The following is a 16,163-nucleotide window of genomic DNA, read 5'->3' on the forward strand; positions in this document are numbered from 1 at the left end:
TATCTAGTTTTGAGAGAACATTCTCTCCATCAGGTTTGGTGGCGATAGCGAAGAGGTCACACCCGTTCCCATACCGAACACGGAAGTTAAGCTCTTCAGCGCCGATGGTAGTTGGGGGTCTCCCCCTGTGAGAGTAGGACGCCGCCAAGCTTGTTATATTTATATCGTCGCGGGGTGGAGCAGTTCGGTAGCTCGTCGGGCTCATAACCCGAAGGTCGCAGGTTCAAATCCTGCCCCCGCAACCAAATTGGTCCGGTAGTTCAGTTGGTTAGAATGCCTGCCTGTCACGCAGGAGGTCGCGGGTTCGAGTCCCGTCCGGACCGCCATTTTTATGACTTGTAAACGAAAACGTATAGTTTCGTTTTTTTTTATGTCTTTTTCTTTTCATATGTATCCAAGATATATTAAATGGCTTTGTGTTTGGCTACATGTTATGTAAAAAGAAAAGATAGATCACTTCAACCCAGCCTGGTTTTTTCATACCAGGCTTTCTTTATATCATTTTCCATTGGAACTGAAACTCATATTGGCTTACACTAATACTAACTATGTCTGACATTGTGTCTACTCAATCATTTGATTGCATGAAGGGGCTGTCTTTTTATGGATGAATTTGATCTTATTCGCCGAATTACACCAAAAGAAACACATCAGCGTTCTTTGATTATGGGCATCGGTGATGATGCAAGTGTTTATCAACCTCATTCACATTGTGAAGAGGTCGTTTGTGTTGATACAATGGTGGAGCATGTTCATTTTCGCTTTGATTTTTCCACACCTTTTGAGATTGGCTTTAAAGCACTAGCGGTCAATGTCAGTGATATCGCCGCAATGGGAGGAACCCCAAAGTATTATCTTGTATCAATTGCAATCCCGCCTCATGGTGATGAGACGGTGGTGTCAGCTCTTTACGAGGGAATGAAAGCATTGGCTGATACTTATCAAATGGATTTGATTGGTGGAGATACGGTTGCCACTCGCAGTGACTTTGTCATTACAGTGACAGTCATTGGCGAGGTACCAAGGGGGAAAGCTTGTTATCGACACAGTGCTCAGACAGGAGATATCGTCTTTGTTACTGGTGAGCTTGGTTCATCCGCTGCGGGCTTATCACTTTTAATGAACGAAGTAGACTCTCCCAAGGCAGTGGACACAGCCTTTTTTCTTGAACGTCATAAAAAGCCTCAGCCTCACATTGCTGCTGGTCTTATTTGCTCAAGTTTCCCGCGGGTCACCTTGAATGATGTGAGTGATGGAATAGCGAGTGAGCTGAATGAGATAGCCGAAGCGAGTCATGTGACGATAGAGATAGAAACAAATAAGCTCCCCATACATTCAGATTTACCCATGCTGCGTAAAGACTGGCTGGAATGGGTGTTATTTGGCGGGGAAGACTTTGTATTAGCTGGTACGATTCCAGAGGCTGATTGGGATAGCTTTGAATTGCAATGTAGAAAAAAAGACATTCAAGTCAAACGCATTGGTCAAGTCAAAGGTGATCAAGCAGCAAGCGTTCTATTAAAAGACAATGAACAGCAAACAATGTTATTGAAAAACGGATATAATCATTTTAAGAAATGAGGTGACATCCACTGTGAAATTAATGTGGACGACAAAAGGTGCGGATGAGACGAAACGAATTGCCGCTGCTTTGGCCAAACTTGTGATGCCGGGTGATGTTTTGACATTAGAAGGGGATTTAGGCGCAGGCAAAACGACTTTTTCAAAAGGTTTTGCAGAAGGCTTAGGGATTACCCGTATCGTCAACAGCCCTACCTTTACGATTATTAAAGAATATACCGATGGCAGACTGCCACTTTATCATATGGATGTGTACCGCATGGAAGATGCGGAAGAAGATATCGGTCTTGAAGAATATTTTGAGGGCGAGGGTGTATGCTTGGTTGAGTGGGCACATCTCATTGGACCTCAATTACCTTCCTCCTATTTAAAAATAGAAATGCTAAGAACAGAACGTGAAGAAGAACGTCATCTCACGTTTAGTGCAAAAGGGGAACGCTATGAAACCCTTTGTAAGGAGATGAAAGAATTTGACCATACTGGCAATTGATACGTCAAATCATACACTAGGAATTGCCCTTGTCAAAGATTCGACAGTGATCGGTGAGAGTATTACGTATTTAAAAAAGAACCATTCCGTTCGAGCGATGCCGACTGTTGAGGCATTGATGAAAGAATGTGATGTAGCGCCAAGTGAACTAAGTAAAATTGTTGTAGCAAAAGGACCTGGTTCCTATACTGGCGTTCGAATCGGTGTGACCATTGCAAAAACACTCGCATGGACGCTGTCTATCCCGATATCGGCTGTTTCGAGTTTAGAAACACTTGCGGCAAATGGTCAATACTTTGATGGATGGATCTCACCCCTATTTGATGCGAGAAGAGGACAAGTTTATACTGGGCTATATATGTTTGAAGAAGAAAAGATCCAAGAGATCAAACAAGACCAAAATATCTTGCTCACGGATTGGCTTCATGAACTGAAACAGACAAGAAAGCCTGTCCTATTCCTTGGACAGGATGTGCATCTTCATGAAGAGAGCATTCGCCCCATTTTAGGAGAAATGGCTGTGATCGCAGAGGGAGCTTTTCATAACCCAAGACCTTCAATGCTTGCGTTTTTAGGGGCAGATCGTCCTGCTGAAGATGTCCACCAGCTTGTTCCTAACTATATTCGTATGGCAGAAGCGGAAGTGAAATGGCTTGAAGGACAAAAATAATCTCAACATAACAGAGATTCGAAAAATGACGGTAGCGGACATTCCAGAGGTGTATACGATTGAAGTGCATTCGTTTACTGCCCCTTGGAAAAAAGAATCATTTGTCTATGAGATTCTTCATAACCAGTACAGCCATTATTTTCTCATTGAAGAAGATGAGCAACCTGTTGGGTATTGCGGAGTCTGGATCGTCATGGATGATGCACAAATTACGAACATTGCAATTCTCCCTGAGCATAGAGGAAAGGGTTACGGGGAAGCATTGCTACGATATGTAATGGAATTTTGTAAAGAAAAAAAGACAGATCATCTTTCTTTAGAGGTGCGGGTTTCAAATACACCTGCACAATCCCTTTATGAAAAGCTTGGTTTCAGACCAGCTTCTATTCGAAAGAATTATTATACGGATAATGGGGAAGATGCATTGGTCATGTGGGTGAATATAAATGAGTGAACAAACAGATCGATTCATATTAGGTATAGAGACTAGCTGTGATGAAACAGCTGCATCAATTGTGAAAAATGGGAAAGAAATTGTAGCGAATGTGGTCGCGTCGCAAATAGAAAGCCATAAACGATTTGGCGGAGTTGTCCCAGAAATCGCTTCAAGGCATCACGTGGAGCAAGTGACCATCGTGTTAGAAGAAGTGATGGCAAAGGCTAATATGAGCTTTCAGGATTTAGATGCTATTGCTGTCACTGAAGGTCCAGGCTTAGTTGGTGCCCTTCTGATTGGTGTCAATGCAGCCAAGGCACTGAGCTTTGCTCATCAAATTCCTCTTGTTGGTGTACATCATATTGCGGGGCATATTTATGCCAACCAACTTGTAGATGAATTACAGTTTCCGTGCTTGGCTCTTGTTGTTTCTGGAGGACATACTGAGCTTGTACTAATGAAAGAACATGGATCATTTGAGGTAATCGGAGAAACATTGGATGATGCGGCTGGAGAAGCTTACGATAAAGTGGCCCGGACGATGGGTCTCCCGTATCCAGGCGGACCTCATATTGATCGGTTAGCACATGAAGGAGAGCCAACGATTAAGCTTCCGCGTGCATGGCTTGAAGAAGGTTCTTATCACTTTAGCTTTAGTGGATTAAAATCAGCTGTTATTAACACACTACACAATGCCTCTCAAAAAGGTGAAACAATTGCTCCAGAGAATTTGGCAGCAAGTTTTCAAGCAAGTGTCATTGAGGTGCTCGTTGGAAAAACATTAAAAGCGGCAGAGGCCTATGGCGTCAAGCAGGTTGTCCTAGCTGGTGGCGTCGCTGCCAATAAAGGGCTGAGAGAAGCCTTAACGACAGCATTCACAAAGCTTCCTGACGTGAAGGTCATTGTTCCTCCGTTATCTCTTTGCACAGACAATGCAGCCATGATCGCTGCTGCTGGAACCATTGCGTTTGAAAGAGGAATAAGAGGCGATATGGCGATGAATGGCCAGCCGGGTTTACCACTTGTCTCATATGAATGAAAACGCCTGTGGATACACAGGTTTTTTCATTTTTTATGAAAGCGATTTATTCACAAATAAACGCGATATATCCACAATTGTTAGAAAATTTAGTTATAAAATGATGTGGATGTGCATAAATGCGATCTTTTATGTGGATATGTGATTAAATATCTGTGGATAAAGTGGATAAGTCCATTTTTTAAAAGAATAATAAAGAAGTTGTTGTGGATACTAATGTGGATAAGAAATCTCTACTAAAAGAAAAAAGAGCACCCGTTAGGGCACCCTTTAAGATTCGGATAGCTCTTCCCACTCTGCGAAAAGGGATTCAAGCTCTTGATGAAGTGTATCATTTTCTGTTTGAATGTTTTGGACCTTCTCGTGATCTTGAAAAATAGCAGGATCACATAGAAGTTCTTCATTTTCACCAAGCTTCGCTTCAATGACAGCAATCCGTTCTTCAATTTCCTCGATTCTGCGCTGCTTTTGTCTTTCTTTCTTTTTCAGTTCTTTTTCTTCCGCATAAGAAAGCTTTGCTGTTTCAACTGGCTTTGCTGCTTGTTTTTTAAGCGCCTCATTTTCTTGAATCGCATCAAGCTCTAATTGTTCATTTTTCTTTTCAAGATAGTAGTCATAATCACCGAGATACTCTTTTGTTTCTGTTGGTGACAGCTCGAATACTTTCGTTGCCAGACGGTTGATAAAATAACGGTCATGCGAGACAAATAAGATGGTTCCTGGATAATCAATCAGCGCATTTTCTAAAATTTCCTTACTATCTAAGTCCAAATGGTTCGTAGGCTCATCAAGTATTAGGAAATTGGCTTTTTGGAGCATTAGCTTTGCCAGGGCAAGGCGTGCTTTTTCTCCACCGCTTAATGCATGAACGGGCTTTAAGACGTCGTCACCGGAAAAGAGGAAATTCCCTAAACATGTCCGAATGTCTTTTTCATTCATATGAGGATAGTCATCCCAAAGCTCATTGAGCACTTTTTTGGAGGATGTCAGTTTGGCTTGTTCCTGGTCATAGTAGCCGATCGTGACATGAGATCCAAAGGTGATGTCGCCTTTTACAGGCTTTAATGTGTTCGTTAACGTTTTTAAAAGGGTTGATTTCCCGATCCCATTAGGACCAATGAGTGCCACGCTATCCTCGCGTTTGATCTGAAAAGAAAGAGAGGATAGAAGCGGTGTTTTTTCATCATAACGAATATCGAGATCATGTACCTTCAGCACATCATTGCCGCTTTGTCTCGTAATATCAAAATGAAAGTTTGCGGATTTTTCATCACCTAATGGTTTATCTAAACGATCCATTCGTTCCAGCTGCTTGCGTCTGCTCTGAGCGCGCTTTGTGGTTGAGGCTCTTGCTAGATTGCGATCTACGAAATCTTGAAGCTTTGAGATTTCTTCTTGTTGCTTTTCGTAAAGCTTCATATCACGCTCTAGCTGCTCAGCTTTCAGATCAAGATACTTACTATAGTTGCCTGCAAACTTTTTCATAGCCGTTCTTGAAACTTCATATACATGATTCACCACTTTGTCTAAGAAGTAGCGGTCATGGGACACGATCAGAATAGCGCCTGTATAATTTTGCAAATACTGCTCCAGCCATGATAAGGTATCAATATCTAAATGGTTGGTCGGCTCGTCCAGAATTAAGAGCTCCGGTCTCATTAATAAGAGCTTTCCAAGTGCTAGACGGGTTTTCTGACCGCCGCTTAAGGATTGAACGGTTGTCTCATCTTCAAAGTGACTAAAGCCGAGCCCATGAAGAATGGAGCGGACATTTGCTTCGTATTGATAGCCGCCTTGATCTTTAAATTCCTGCTGTAGCCTGTCGTAGGTTTTCATGAGGGAATCCAGCTCAGCACCTGTGGAAGAAGCCATTTTCTCCTCGATGGTTCTCATCTCTTGTTCCATCTTTTTCAAATGATCAAAAACCGATAATAATTCGTCTTTTAACGTACGAGTAGACGTCACATCGGTATGCTGTGCTAAATAGCCGATTGATAGGTCTTTCGGTTTGATAATCTCACCTTGCTCGTAAGACAATTGACCGGCAATGATTTTCAAAAGGGTGGATTTGCCTGCGCCGTTACGACCTACAATGGCAATCCGGTCCCTTGCTTTCACTTCCAATTTTATATTCGTTAAAACGGTATCAGCACCAAACGATTTGGACAGCTGATTCACTTGTAGAATCATCATGTAACTTCACCTCTGCTATAATATGTTAAGTGTAGCTTATCAGCAGTAAACCGGCAAATGTTACATACAATCGCCATATTCAAATGAAAGACAGATAGGAAAAAATAGTGTATCATTTGAGTGAGGGAGCGTTGAAAAAGATGAGTCAATTTAGCCACTTTAACGAACAGGGAAGAGCAAAGATGGTCGACATCAGTGACAAATCGTCTACCGTGAGAACCGCCGTTGCTGTTTCAAGTGTTCGTATGATAAAAGAAGTGTTTCATAAAATAGAGCAACGTGAAATTGGAAAAGGGGATGTGCTGTCGGTTGCACAGGTTGCTGGCATCATGGCAGCAAAGCAAACATCTACCATTATTCCAATGTGTCATCCGCTTGCATTAAAAGGAGTGGATATCTCCTTTGATTGGGAGGAAGACGGAAATGCGCACATTCTGAACATACAAGTACAGGTGAAAACAAAAGGAAGTACGGGTGTGGAGATGGAAGCGCTCACCTCTGCTTCAGTATGTGCACTGACCGTTTACGACATGTGTAAAGCGATTGACAAAGGCATGATCATCGGTCCTACCTATTTAATTGAAAAGACAGGCGGGAAAAACGGTGATTTTCACAGAGCATCTGATATTTAAGTTGGAGGACCTTATATGAATATAGATCAGTCAAAAATTCCACAAGCGACAGCCAAACGTTTGCCGCTATATTACCGTTTTTTAAAAAATCTGCATGCATCAGGAAAACAAAGGGTGTCATCGGCAGAGCTTAGTGATGCAGTCAAAGTGGATTCTGCTACTATTCGCCGAGATTTTTCATACTTTGGTGCACTTGGCAAAAAGGGGTATGGCTATAATGTCGATTACCTTTTGACCTTCTTCAGAAAGACACTTGACCAAGATGAAATGACCAATGTCATGCTCATCGGTGTCGGGAATTTAGGGACTGCTTTTTTACACTATAATTTCATCAAAAATAATAATACAAAAATTTCAATGGCTTTTGACGTCAATGAGAGTAAAATAGGAAGTGAGATAGGCGGCGTGCCTGTCTATGATTTGGATAAGCTTGAAGAGCATGTTCAAGAGGTAGGAGATATTCCTGTAGCCATTTTGACAGTACCTGCCGTAGCAGCTCAACCCATTACAGATCGTTTGATTGCCCTTGGCATCAAAGGAATCCTTAATTTTACGCCGGCTCGATTGAATGTGCCGGAACACATTCGAATTCATCATATAGATTTGGCGGTTGAACTTCAGTCACTTGTGTATTTCTTAAAGCATTACTCTGTTACACAGGAGGATTGACGAAAAGGGGTAAAGGGGGTGGAGCAAATGGGTCCGATCGGTCCTGGAAGTTTGGTTCTGATTGCGATTGTTGCGCTCATTATTTTTGGGCCGAAAAAGCTTCCTGAATTAGGAAGAGCAGCAGGAGATACATTACGTGAATTCAAAAATGCCACAAAGGGTTTAGCTGATGATCAGGAAGAAAAAAAGAAAAAAGAAGATCAGTAGAATAGGATGAGCTTCATGAATGTCAAAGATATGCCGCTTATGGAGCATATTGTGGAACTGCGAAAACGTTTAGTGATCATTGCGATGTTTTTTGTCGCTTTTATGGTGGCTGGTTTTTTTCTTGCTAAGCCAGTCATTGTGTATTTACAAAATACCGATGAAGCGGCCACACTGACACTGAATGCATTTAAGCTCACAGATCCGCTGTACGTGTTTATGCAGTTCGCATTTGTCATTGCTTTGGTTTTGACGTGTCCCGTGATTTTATATCAGCTATGGGCATTTGTGAGCCCAGGCTTATATGATAAAGAAAGAAAGGTGACACTTGCTTATATTCCGATTGCACTGCTTTTATTTTTGAGCGGTGTGGCTTTCTCTTATTTTATTTTGTTTCCGTTTGTCGTTGATTTTATGATACGGATGTCGAATGATTTAAATGTAGAGCAAGTCATTGGGATTCATGAGTATTTTACATTTCTGATGCAGTTAACACTTCCATTTGGCTTTTTGTTTCAGATGCCCGTTGTGTTGATGTTTCTCACAAGACTTGGCATCATCACACCGATGTTTTTATCAAAAATACGGAAGTATGCCTATTTTGTCCTCCTTGTCATTGCCGCACTCATTACACCGCCAGAGCTTGTTTCTCACCTCATGGTCACCTTGCCAATGCTCGTTTTGTACGAAGTGAGTATTGTCATTTCAAGAGTGACCTATCGCAAAATGCAGCAAACAGAGACAGAGGAGAAAGAAAATGATGTTGTCTCATAAAAAAGCATCGTGATCCGAATAAGGGTCACGATGCTTTTTCTATTTTGACAGGAATTGATTGATTGCTTGGAATAGATACTCATAATAGGCGGGTTCATGCGGGACAAAATCTTGTACACAGACTATTTTGCTTTCCTTACGTCGTTCTCCGGCTTCATCAACTTCAAAGCCCTCCAGCTGCATGTTGTCAATTTTTCTAGTGAATAGCTGCTGTGCATCTATTAGCTTTGCTTTGTAAAGTCCAGCGACTTCTTCTTTTTGTAATTGAATGTTCATCTGTTCTTTTGGATGAACGTAAAGATAGACATGGCAAAATTCTCGATCAGTAAAATTGGGTAGCTGGATTTCATCCTGTATAACACCTGCAAAGGCTAGATCTTCAAAAGGGATAGTAAGACCAAGCTCTTCTTCTACCTCTCTCACACCGTCAAAAGGCTGTTCATTTGCAAGAAGATGACCTGCTGCGGTGATATCAAACAGAAAAGGAAAATCCTTTTTTGCAGGACTTCTTAGCTGAAAATAGAGATACATAATGTCATGTTCCTTTTTAAGAAGCCAGAAGTGAAAGGTTTCATGCCAAAGGCCTTGGGCGTGGATATCTGATCGGGCAGCGACTCCAATCGTTTCATGCTGCTCATTTAAGATGTTCAGTTTTTCCTGTTCCATGAAAACTTGTCCTCCATAAAAAAACCATTTTCCACGTGCGGAAAATGGTTTTTGATTTATTTTTGCTGCTGTTTTTTGAGTTTGACAGAGAAGGCAAACATTTTAAGTGCGATATTGATATTATAGGCCGCAAACACCATCAGCAAAATGCTGTAAAATGACCACATGTCACCTGGATTTTGAATGGCCATATAGGTGAAAGCCACACCTACGGCAAAATAAATGATGCCCCATACAACAGGGTTTCTCATGAGAAAAAGCCTCCAATAATCATTTGCATTGTTTGAGATTGTTCTTCAATCATTTTTCTTATTGGCTCAATCTGCACAAGAATGACGAGCGAATTCATCAGCATATGAGCACCGATTGGCACAATGATTCGTTTTGTTTTCGCATATAAAAAGGCAAAGGTAAAGCCCATTGCGGTATAGAGCAAGATATGGGGGAAATCATTGTGTACAGCAGCGAAAACCACTGAACTGACAAGTGCTCCAATGAAAAAATTCGTTTTTTCATAAACCACACCAAAGATGATTTTTCGAAAAATGATTTCCTCTAATATCGGTCCAATCAGGGCGATGACGATCACAAGCCATGGAACTGCATCCATAATGGATAAGATGTTTTGAGTATTTTCAGATTCTCTGCCAATGCCAAATGCATATTGTTCAATCGCCCCCGCAATTGATTGTGCAAAGAGTGAAAGAAAGAAACCGACAATGATCCAAACGATTGCCGTGCCGACTGAAGCCGGTGCTTCATTTCGAAGTGAAGCTTTTGGCACAGTCCGAAGAATGAGCAGAATAATGATTAATCCGACACAGAAACTAATGATTGTCCATGTACCTGACAATTTAGAGAGCTCTGCTTGTGTCATCGGTGTCTGAATGTAGCCTAACCATTTCATGATGAACACATACGGAAACGCAGAAAGCTGCACCAATATATACGTTAAGATGATGTACCAATATTGTTTTTTCAAGTAACGAAAACCCCTTTACTAAAAGAACTAGATTTATTGTAACACAAGTCTTCTTTTTCGATGAAAAGGAAAGAATTTGAGTTGAAAAAAGATCATGAAAGCGTAAAAATTTTTAAAGGTTTTTACTTGAAATTGCAGAAGACATTCTTTATTATAATAAATGTGTTAGCACTCACTGGTGATGAGTGCTAAAAAAAGACTACATATAAAAATTGAGGAGGTTGTTTCTTATGTTAAAGCCATTAGGCGATCGCGTAATCATTGAACTCGTTGAATCTGAGGAAAAAACCGCTAGCGGTATTGTGTTACCGGATTCTGCAAAAGAAAAACCGCAAGAAGGTAAAATTGTTGCAGCAGGTTCAGGTCGTGTACTTGAAAGTGGTGAGCGCGTTGCGTTAGAAGTAAACACAGGCGACCGCATTATCTTCTCAAAATATGCAGGCACTGAAGTGAAATATGAAGGCAAAGAATATTTAATCCTTCGTGAGAGCGACATTTTAGCTGTTATTGGTTAATCACATAAAAAAACTTTGAAATAAATTTTTAAAAAGACTGAGGAGGTTTCGTTATTATGGCAAAAGATATTAAGTTCAGTGAAGAAGCACGTCGCGCAATGTTACGTGGTGTAGATGCACTTGCAGATGCTGTAAAAGTCACTTTAGGACCTAAAGGACGTAACGTAGTTCTAGAGAAAAAATTCGGTTCTCCACTTATCACAAACGATGGTGTAACGATTGCAAAAGAAATCGAATTAGAAGATGCATTTGAAAACATGGGTGCAAAACTTGTGGCTGAAGTTGCAAGCAAAACAAACGACGTAGCTGGTGACGGTACAACGACTGCAACAGTTCTAGCTCAAGCGATGATCCGAGAAGGTCTTAAAAACGTAACAGCTGGTGCAAACCCTGTTGGCGTTCGTAAAGGGATCGAAGAAGCAGTAAAAGTAGCTCTTGAAGGCTTGCACGAGATTTCTAAACCAATCGAAGGCAAAGAATCAATTGCTCAAGTTGCGTCTATTTCTGCAGCAGATGAAGAAGTTGGAAGCCTAATCGCTGAAGCAATGGAGCGTGTAGGTAACGACGGCGTGATCACAATCGAAGAATCTAAAGGATTCACAACTGAGCTTGAAGTGGTTGAAGGAATGCAGTTTGACCGCGGATATGCTTCACCATATATGGTGACGGATTCTGATAAGATGGAAGCGGTTCTTGAAAATCCTTACATCTTAATCACTGATAAAAAGATCACAAACATTCAAGAAATCCTTCCAGTACTTGAGCAAGTTGTACAACAAGGAAAACCATTATTGCTCATTGCTGAAGATGTAGAAGGCGAAGCACTTGCAACTCTTGTTGTGAACAAACTTCGTGGAACATTCAACGCAGTGGCAGTAAAAGCACCTGGATTCGGTGATCGTCGTAAAGCTATGCTTGAGGACATCTCTGTTCTAACTGGCGGAGAGTTAATCACAGAAGACCTAGGACTTGACCTAAAATCAACTGAAATCGGTCAGCTTGGCCGCGCGTCTAAAGTCGTTGTGACAAAAGAAAACACAACTATCGTAGAAGGCTCAGGAGATTCTGCTCAAATCGCAGCACGTGTGAACCAAATCCGTGCACAAGTTGAAGAAACAACTTCTGAATTCGATAAAGAAAAATTACAAGAACGTCTTGCTAAACTAGCTGGTGGCGTCGCTGTCATCAAAGTTGGTGCTGCAACTGAAACAGAACTAAAAGAGCGTAAACTACGCATCGAGGATGCACTCAACTCAACTCGTGCAGCAGTTGAAGAAGGTATCGTTTCCGGTGGTGGTACAGCACTTGTGAATGTATACAAAAAAGTCGCTTCAATCGAAGCAGATGGTGACGTTCAAACAGGTGTGAACATCGTTCTACGTTCTCTTGAAGAGCCAATTCGTCAAATCGCTCACAACGCAGGTCTTGAAGGATCAGTCATCGTTGAGCGCTTGAAAAACGAAGAAATTGGCGTAGGCTTCAACGCAGCAACAAACGAATGGGTAAACATGATCGAAAAAGGAATCGTTGACCCAACAAAAGTAACTCGCTCTGCACTTCAAAACGCAGCTTCTGTTGCAGCAATGCTTCTAACAACTGAAGCAGTCGTTGCTGACAAACCAGAAGAAGGCGGCTCAGGCGGCGGAATGCCAGATATGGGCGGCATGGGCGGTATGGGTGGAATGATGTAACACCCGCGAAAACCCCTTGAAATATAGGGGTTTTTGTTTTGTCTTCATTTGGTCAGAAATATTGATGAATTGAAACCTTCACCGCTTCTCAATCGTTTACATAAGAGACAGTGTTTTTATGAATTTTATCTAGAATGAAGAAATGAGATGATTTTAAAAAGAAAAGCGGTGATCACATGGGTTTTACTACTTGGGTAGCGATTATTGTTGCACTGGCCGTCGTGTTTGGATTGTTTGGATCGAAAAAGCGTGATAAATAAAGAAAGAGTGAAATTCCACTTCCAAATAGGGAGTGGGATTTTTATTGCTATGTGTAATACGTTTGAAGAGAAAGATGAACAATCATGCTGTAAACATTCGAAAGCTACAGAGAAAGCACTCTTATGATCGGAACTGACCCCATAAGATGAGACAAATAAAAAACACCTTCAAGTTTGAAAACGGATCGTTGTGATCCGAAATAAAACATGGAGGTGTTTTTTCTATGGGGACAAGAGTGAGTTATCCGGTTGAAGTCAAACAGAAGGCTGTGGAAATGAGGTTGGCAGGCGTACCTATGAAAGAGATCATGCAGGAATTGAATATCAAGAATAAGACGCAGGTTCAGACATGGGTGAGATGGCATAAAGCTGGGGATACACACAGGTTCGAACAACCTGTTGGAAAACAATATACCTATGGAAAGGGTCCCGAGTACTCTTCTGAATTAGAGAGACTACAGGCAGAAAATCGCTATTTGAGTCAACAGAATGAAGTTTTAAAAAAGTACAACGAATTGGAAAGGAAGTTGATAAGGAAACGTCAATCAAACTGGTAGAAGAATTGTGCAAAACGATGACGGTACAGGACATCTGTGTCCATTTAGGTATCTTACGTACTTCGTATTATAGATGGAAAAAGGATTTGACTCAGACTCATTCTAAAAGACAACTAGAGAAACAGGTCGGCACGTTGTGCCGAAAGCACAAATATCGATATGGTTATCGGAAAATCACAGCCATACTAAAAATGAGAATGCGTATTAACCATAAAACTGTTCAACGTATCATGCAGAAAAACCAGTGGCAATGCCGGGTTAAAATGAAAAAGCGTAAGAAGAATGGGCAGCCTTATGCCGTAGCCGGTAATATACTGGATCGGAATTTTCAGTCTGATCGCCCTCTTGAAAAACTAGTAACGGACATCACGTATTTGCCTTATGGACAGAAACAATTGTACCTTTCCAGTATATTGGATTTATATAATGGAGAAGTGATTGCTTTTACGATTGGTGATAAGCAGGACACAGACTTTATCTTAAACACACTTAATCAGCTCCCAGCACTTCCTGAGAATTGCGTGTTACATAGCGATCAAGGTTCTGTGTATACATCTTACGAGTATCAGAAAGCGGTTCATATAAAAGGCATTACCATGAGCATGTCCCGTAAAGGGACGCCCGCTGATAATGCCTCCATCGAATCGTTTCATTCCTCACTAAAGTCTGAAACGTTCTATCTTAACAGGATTGATCGCACTACAACCACCATCGTAGAACGCACTGTCAAAGAATACATTTATTATTATAACAACATTCGTATTCAAACGAAACTAAACAACCAATCACCGATAAACTATCGGCAATTGGCTGTATAAAGGTGTTTTGATTCCTGTCTCAAAAACGGGGGTCAGTCCCGTCCCATCAAGGGTGCTTTTTTATTTGAGAGATATAAGATACCTTGGCTTATAATGTCACATTTTCTTTAAAATTACATAAAAAAATCCACTATTTCCATAAAAAATCAGATCAATTCCTTATAATAAAAGTATCTGAGAATGGGGAGTGAGTCGAAATGGACCAAAACTTGCTGCAAATGAATCAAGTGAGATCAGAGGATGAATTAGCGGTTGTGAATATATCTTCTACAGAAATTGGGGCGCTGTCAAAGGAAGCGGCTGAGCGGATTTTACAAGCGAAGGATACGGATTATATTCATCAAATCATGTATGTTCCGATTGAAAAGAAAGCAGATTTGCATTGGCTGATTCAACGTATTGGACAGGCGTTAGAAGATGAGGATAACGATATCGTTGCGCTTGAATTGGCTGATTTGCTCTATTTCTTTGTCATTCCATTTTATAAGGAGTATATTTTGAGGGAACGTCATTTGTATGAGTGTATAGATGATTTGTTGGCACGATTAGCATCATGGGCTCACTCAGATATTCACACACTGGTCGATGCGATGAGAGACGATTTGTTTGTATAAACTTGAAAAAAGCTTGTAGAGTGATCCTCTACAAGCTTTTCTAAATTATTGGGCTCTTTCCCAAGTAATTTTTGTTTCATTTGTTTTTTTTGTTCCCTTTGCCAGCACTTTGCCGTTTTCTTGTTTCACGGTGATGTTTAGGTCGTAAAAAGAATACAGAGCGCCAAGACTGTCATTTTCGGGTTTATGAAGATTGTTTTCTTTTTCAGTTGAAGCTCCAATGGCAAGCGTTTTGGCAAAGTTTAAACCGATGACTTCAGCGTAATCACTATTGGTATCAGGGGAAGCTGTTACGTTTAAAGAAATGATTTTTTTCTTTTCATCAACGGTGATGTCCGTGTCTTTTATAAGTTTAGACTGTTCCATGACTTCTTTCGTTTCTTTTTGAATGCGTTCATTGATCGTTGGAAGTGCCTTCGTTTCTGTTTTTTGTTCGTTTGTCGTATTTGAGCAAGCTGCTAGCATGAAGAGACTTGCAACTAGGCTCATGAAAACAAGTAGACTTTTTTTCACGTTCGTTCTCCTTTTTTCTTCGAAGTATGTATGTTTATGTTACCACGAATCCTTGATTTGATTAAAAGAGAAGTGTTGATAAGCTGTGAACAATAAAAAGCACCCTCTATCGGGCGCTTTTTTTCTTATTGTGCCGAAAGGCTTGTACTTAATGGAACAGAAGAAATGACAGTGAATTTTGGAGCCGCAGCACCAGACTCTAAATTCTTACGTAAAAGCGATGATTTGATGGATCCATCCCAATTTTTATAGACACTACCTGAAGTATTCGCACGAAGCTGTACATTTGAGAAGCTTGCTTGTGAGTAGCTGTTTGTTCCATTATCTTGTACGCCATGTACCATTTTGACGACATCGAGGTTTTTCAAACGGCTAGGCTTGTAAATAGGCTGTTTATAGCGCAATGTCCCATTGACGTATAGTGACACTGTGCCATCACCATTATTGATGAGCTTTAAATTGACACGTGCGCCATCTTTAATGCTCTTATCGTATTTACTGTTCCAGTATTGACTGCCGCCTTGTGAGCCGCTACCTAGAAAGACCTTATAGCCAGAAGGCGTTTTTGAAATACCACTTTCTATAACGGCAGAGCCGAGACCGAGATACCAGTCCGCATAGCCATTTTTAATGGTAGCTGTTTTCGGCAAGACAATATCAGCCGAGATACCCGACCATTTGGCCTCATCCGTTTGTGTCACAATCGCGCCATGACGAGGGCTAGCTGCAGATGCGGGGATACTTGATAGCATCAAAACGAAGGCCAGACTTACACTCAAAACGATAAACCACTTTTTCATAAAAATTCCTCCTTAAATTTGATTCACTTTCATTATATAAAATGAAAGAGGGGGGCTAC

The 16,163-nt window shown here is 41.0% G+C and carries 19 protein-coding genes, 2 tRNA genes and 1 rRNA gene; 16 read left to right on the forward strand and 6 right to left on the reverse strand.

From position 1 onward, the window contains the following. The first annotated feature begins 34 nt into the window (after positions 1-34). From rrf to tsaD, 8 genes are all read left to right on the forward strand, one after another. Positions 35-150, forward strand: a 5S ribosomal RNA gene (rrf, locus tag MHI35_RS02810). A gap of 18 nt (positions 151-168) precedes the next feature. Further along, positions 169-245: transfer RNA gene (locus MHI35_RS02815), tRNA-Met, on the forward strand. A 4-nt stretch (positions 246-249) separates the two neighbouring features. After that, positions 250-326, forward strand: a tRNA-Asp gene (locus MHI35_RS02820). 277 nt (positions 327-603) lie between these two features. Next, complete coding sequence (thiL, locus tag MHI35_RS02825; protein WP_335349807.1) at positions 604-1,581, forward strand: thiamine-phosphate kinase; 978 nt, start codon at positions 604-606, stop codon at positions 1,579-1,581. A gap of 22 nt (positions 1,582-1,603) precedes the next feature. Then, entirely contained in the window at positions 1,604-2,071 is a 468-nt protein-coding gene (tsaE, locus tag MHI35_RS02830) for a tRNA (adenosine(37)-N6)-threonylcarbamoyltransferase complex ATPase subunit type 1 TsaE (RefSeq protein ID WP_260852492.1), read from the forward strand. Next, complete coding sequence (gene tsaB, locus MHI35_RS02835; protein WP_335349806.1) at positions 2,052-2,741, forward strand: tRNA (adenosine(37)-N6)-threonylcarbamoyltransferase complex dimerization subunit type 1 TsaB; 690 nt, start codon at positions 2,052-2,054, stop codon at positions 2,739-2,741. Before tsaE ends, tsaB begins: the two co-directional genes overlap by 20 nt. 25 nt (positions 2,742-2,766) lie before the next feature. Further along, positions 2,767-3,195 (forward strand): ribosomal protein S18-alanine N-acetyltransferase, encoded by a 429-nt coding sequence (rimI, locus tag MHI35_RS02840; protein ID WP_003214231.1) that lies wholly within the window; start codon positions 2,767-2,769, stop codon positions 3,193-3,195. Then, entirely contained in the window at positions 3,188-4,216 is a 1,029-nt protein-coding gene (gene tsaD, locus MHI35_RS02845) for a tRNA (adenosine(37)-N6)-threonylcarbamoyltransferase complex transferase subunit TsaD (RefSeq protein WP_217016764.1), read from the forward strand. Before rimI ends, tsaD begins: the two co-directional genes overlap by 8 nt. Positions 4,217-4,486: 270 nt before the next feature. Here the strand turns inward: tsaD and MHI35_RS02850 are convergent, their stop codons facing one another. Next, a complete protein-coding gene (locus tag MHI35_RS02850; RefSeq protein ID WP_335349805.1) occupies positions 4,487-6,409 on the reverse strand; it encodes an ABC-F family ATP-binding cassette domain-containing protein in 1,923 nt (640 codons plus the stop codon). A 140-nt stretch (positions 6,410-6,549) separates the two neighbouring features. Between MHI35_RS02850 and moaC the strand changes: the two genes are divergently transcribed. Genes moaC through tatC form a run of 4 tightly spaced genes read left to right on the forward strand, consistent with a single transcriptional unit; the run spans position 6,550 to position 8,688 of the window. Further along, positions 6,550-7,041, forward strand: a complete 492-nt coding sequence (gene moaC, locus MHI35_RS02855; RefSeq protein WP_025092758.1) for a cyclic pyranopterin monophosphate synthase MoaC — start codon at positions 6,550-6,552, stop codon at positions 7,039-7,041. Positions 7,042-7,056: 15 nt separating this feature from the next. Beyond that, on the forward strand, positions 7,057-7,710 hold the full coding sequence (locus MHI35_RS02860) for a redox-sensing transcriptional repressor Rex (RefSeq protein ID WP_003214118.1): 654 nt from the start codon (positions 7,057-7,059) through the stop codon (positions 7,708-7,710). Positions 7,711-7,737: 27 nt separating this feature from the next. After that, positions 7,738-7,917: a twin-arginine translocase TatA/TatE family subunit gene (locus tag MHI35_RS02865; RefSeq protein ID WP_003214302.1), complete on the forward strand. Its 180-nt coding sequence runs from the start codon at positions 7,738-7,740 to the stop codon at positions 7,915-7,917. Between the two features lie 6 nt (positions 7,918-7,923). Next, on the forward strand, positions 7,924-8,688 hold the full coding sequence (gene tatC / locus MHI35_RS02870) for a twin-arginine translocase subunit TatC (protein WP_211063816.1): 765 nt from the start codon (positions 7,924-7,926) through the stop codon (positions 8,686-8,688). 39 nt (positions 8,689-8,727) lie between these two features. Here tatC and MHI35_RS02875 read toward each other — a convergent pair whose 3' ends face one another. Genes MHI35_RS02875 through MHI35_RS02885 form a run of 3 tightly spaced genes read right to left on the reverse strand, consistent with a single transcriptional unit; the run spans position 8,728 to position 10,336 of the window. After that, the gene (locus MHI35_RS02875; RefSeq protein ID WP_335349804.1) at positions 8,728-9,354 is read right to left on the reverse strand and encodes an NUDIX hydrolase; all 627 of its coding nucleotides are present in this window, start codon (positions 9,352-9,354) and stop codon (positions 8,728-8,730) included. Between the two features lie 56 nt (positions 9,355-9,410). Then, a complete protein-coding gene (locus tag MHI35_RS02880) occupies positions 9,411-9,605 on the reverse strand; it encodes a YdiK family protein (protein ID WP_003213897.1) in 195 nt (64 codons plus the stop codon). Continuing rightward, positions 9,602-10,336: a CPBP family intramembrane glutamic endopeptidase gene (locus tag MHI35_RS02885; RefSeq protein ID WP_211063814.1), complete on the reverse strand. Its 735-nt coding sequence runs from the start codon at positions 10,334-10,336 to the stop codon at positions 9,602-9,604. The genes MHI35_RS02880 and MHI35_RS02885 overlap by 4 nt, the downstream gene beginning before the upstream one ends. A 230-nt stretch (positions 10,337-10,566) precedes the next feature. Here MHI35_RS02885 and groES point away from each other — a divergent pair, with 230 nt between their 5' ends. From groES to MHI35_RS02905, 4 genes are all read left to right on the forward strand, one after another. Next, positions 10,567-10,851 (forward strand): co-chaperone GroES, encoded by a 285-nt coding sequence (gene groES, locus MHI35_RS02890; protein ID WP_003214120.1) that lies wholly within the window; start codon positions 10,567-10,569, stop codon positions 10,849-10,851. 56 nt (positions 10,852-10,907) lie between these two features. Continuing rightward, positions 10,908-12,542 carry a chaperonin GroEL gene (groL, locus tag MHI35_RS02895; RefSeq protein WP_012009082.1) on the forward strand — a complete coding sequence of 545 codons (1,635 nt, stop codon included), beginning with the start codon at positions 10,908-10,910 and terminating at the stop codon, positions 12,540-12,542. A gap of 484 nt (positions 12,543-13,026) precedes the next feature. Then, positions 13,027-14,177 (forward strand): IS3 family transposase gene (locus MHI35_RS02900; RefSeq protein WP_251184937.1). Its coding sequence is split into 2 segments (ribosomal slippage): positions 13,027-13,300 and positions 13,300-14,177, totalling 1,152 coding nucleotides; the frame shifts between segments, so codons are not numbered across the junction. Positions 14,178-14,374: 197 nt separating this feature from the next. Further along, positions 14,375-14,791, forward strand: a complete 417-nt coding sequence (locus tag MHI35_RS02905; RefSeq protein ID WP_088004274.1) for a hypothetical protein — start codon at positions 14,375-14,377, stop codon at positions 14,789-14,791. 45 nt (positions 14,792-14,836) lie between these two features. On the opposite strand, the gene MHI35_RS02910 is transcribed toward MHI35_RS02905, so the two are convergent. Together MHI35_RS02910 and MHI35_RS02915 are read right to left on the reverse strand one after the other, a co-directional pair. Beyond that, positions 14,837-15,304, reverse strand: coding sequence for a hypothetical protein (locus tag MHI35_RS02910; protein WP_335349125.1), 468 nt, complete (start codon positions 15,302-15,304; stop codon positions 14,837-14,839). Between the two features lie 125 nt (positions 15,305-15,429). Continuing rightward, positions 15,430-16,104 (reverse strand): hypothetical protein, encoded by a 675-nt coding sequence (locus MHI35_RS02915; protein WP_211063811.1) that lies wholly within the window; start codon positions 16,102-16,104, stop codon positions 15,430-15,432. Positions 16,105-16,163 lie beyond the last annotated feature (59 nt).

Source organism: Bacillus sp. FSL K6-3459, assembly GCF_038003305.1.
Lineage (GTDB): Bacteria > Bacillota > Bacilli > Bacillales > Bacillaceae > Bacillus > Bacillus pumilus_O.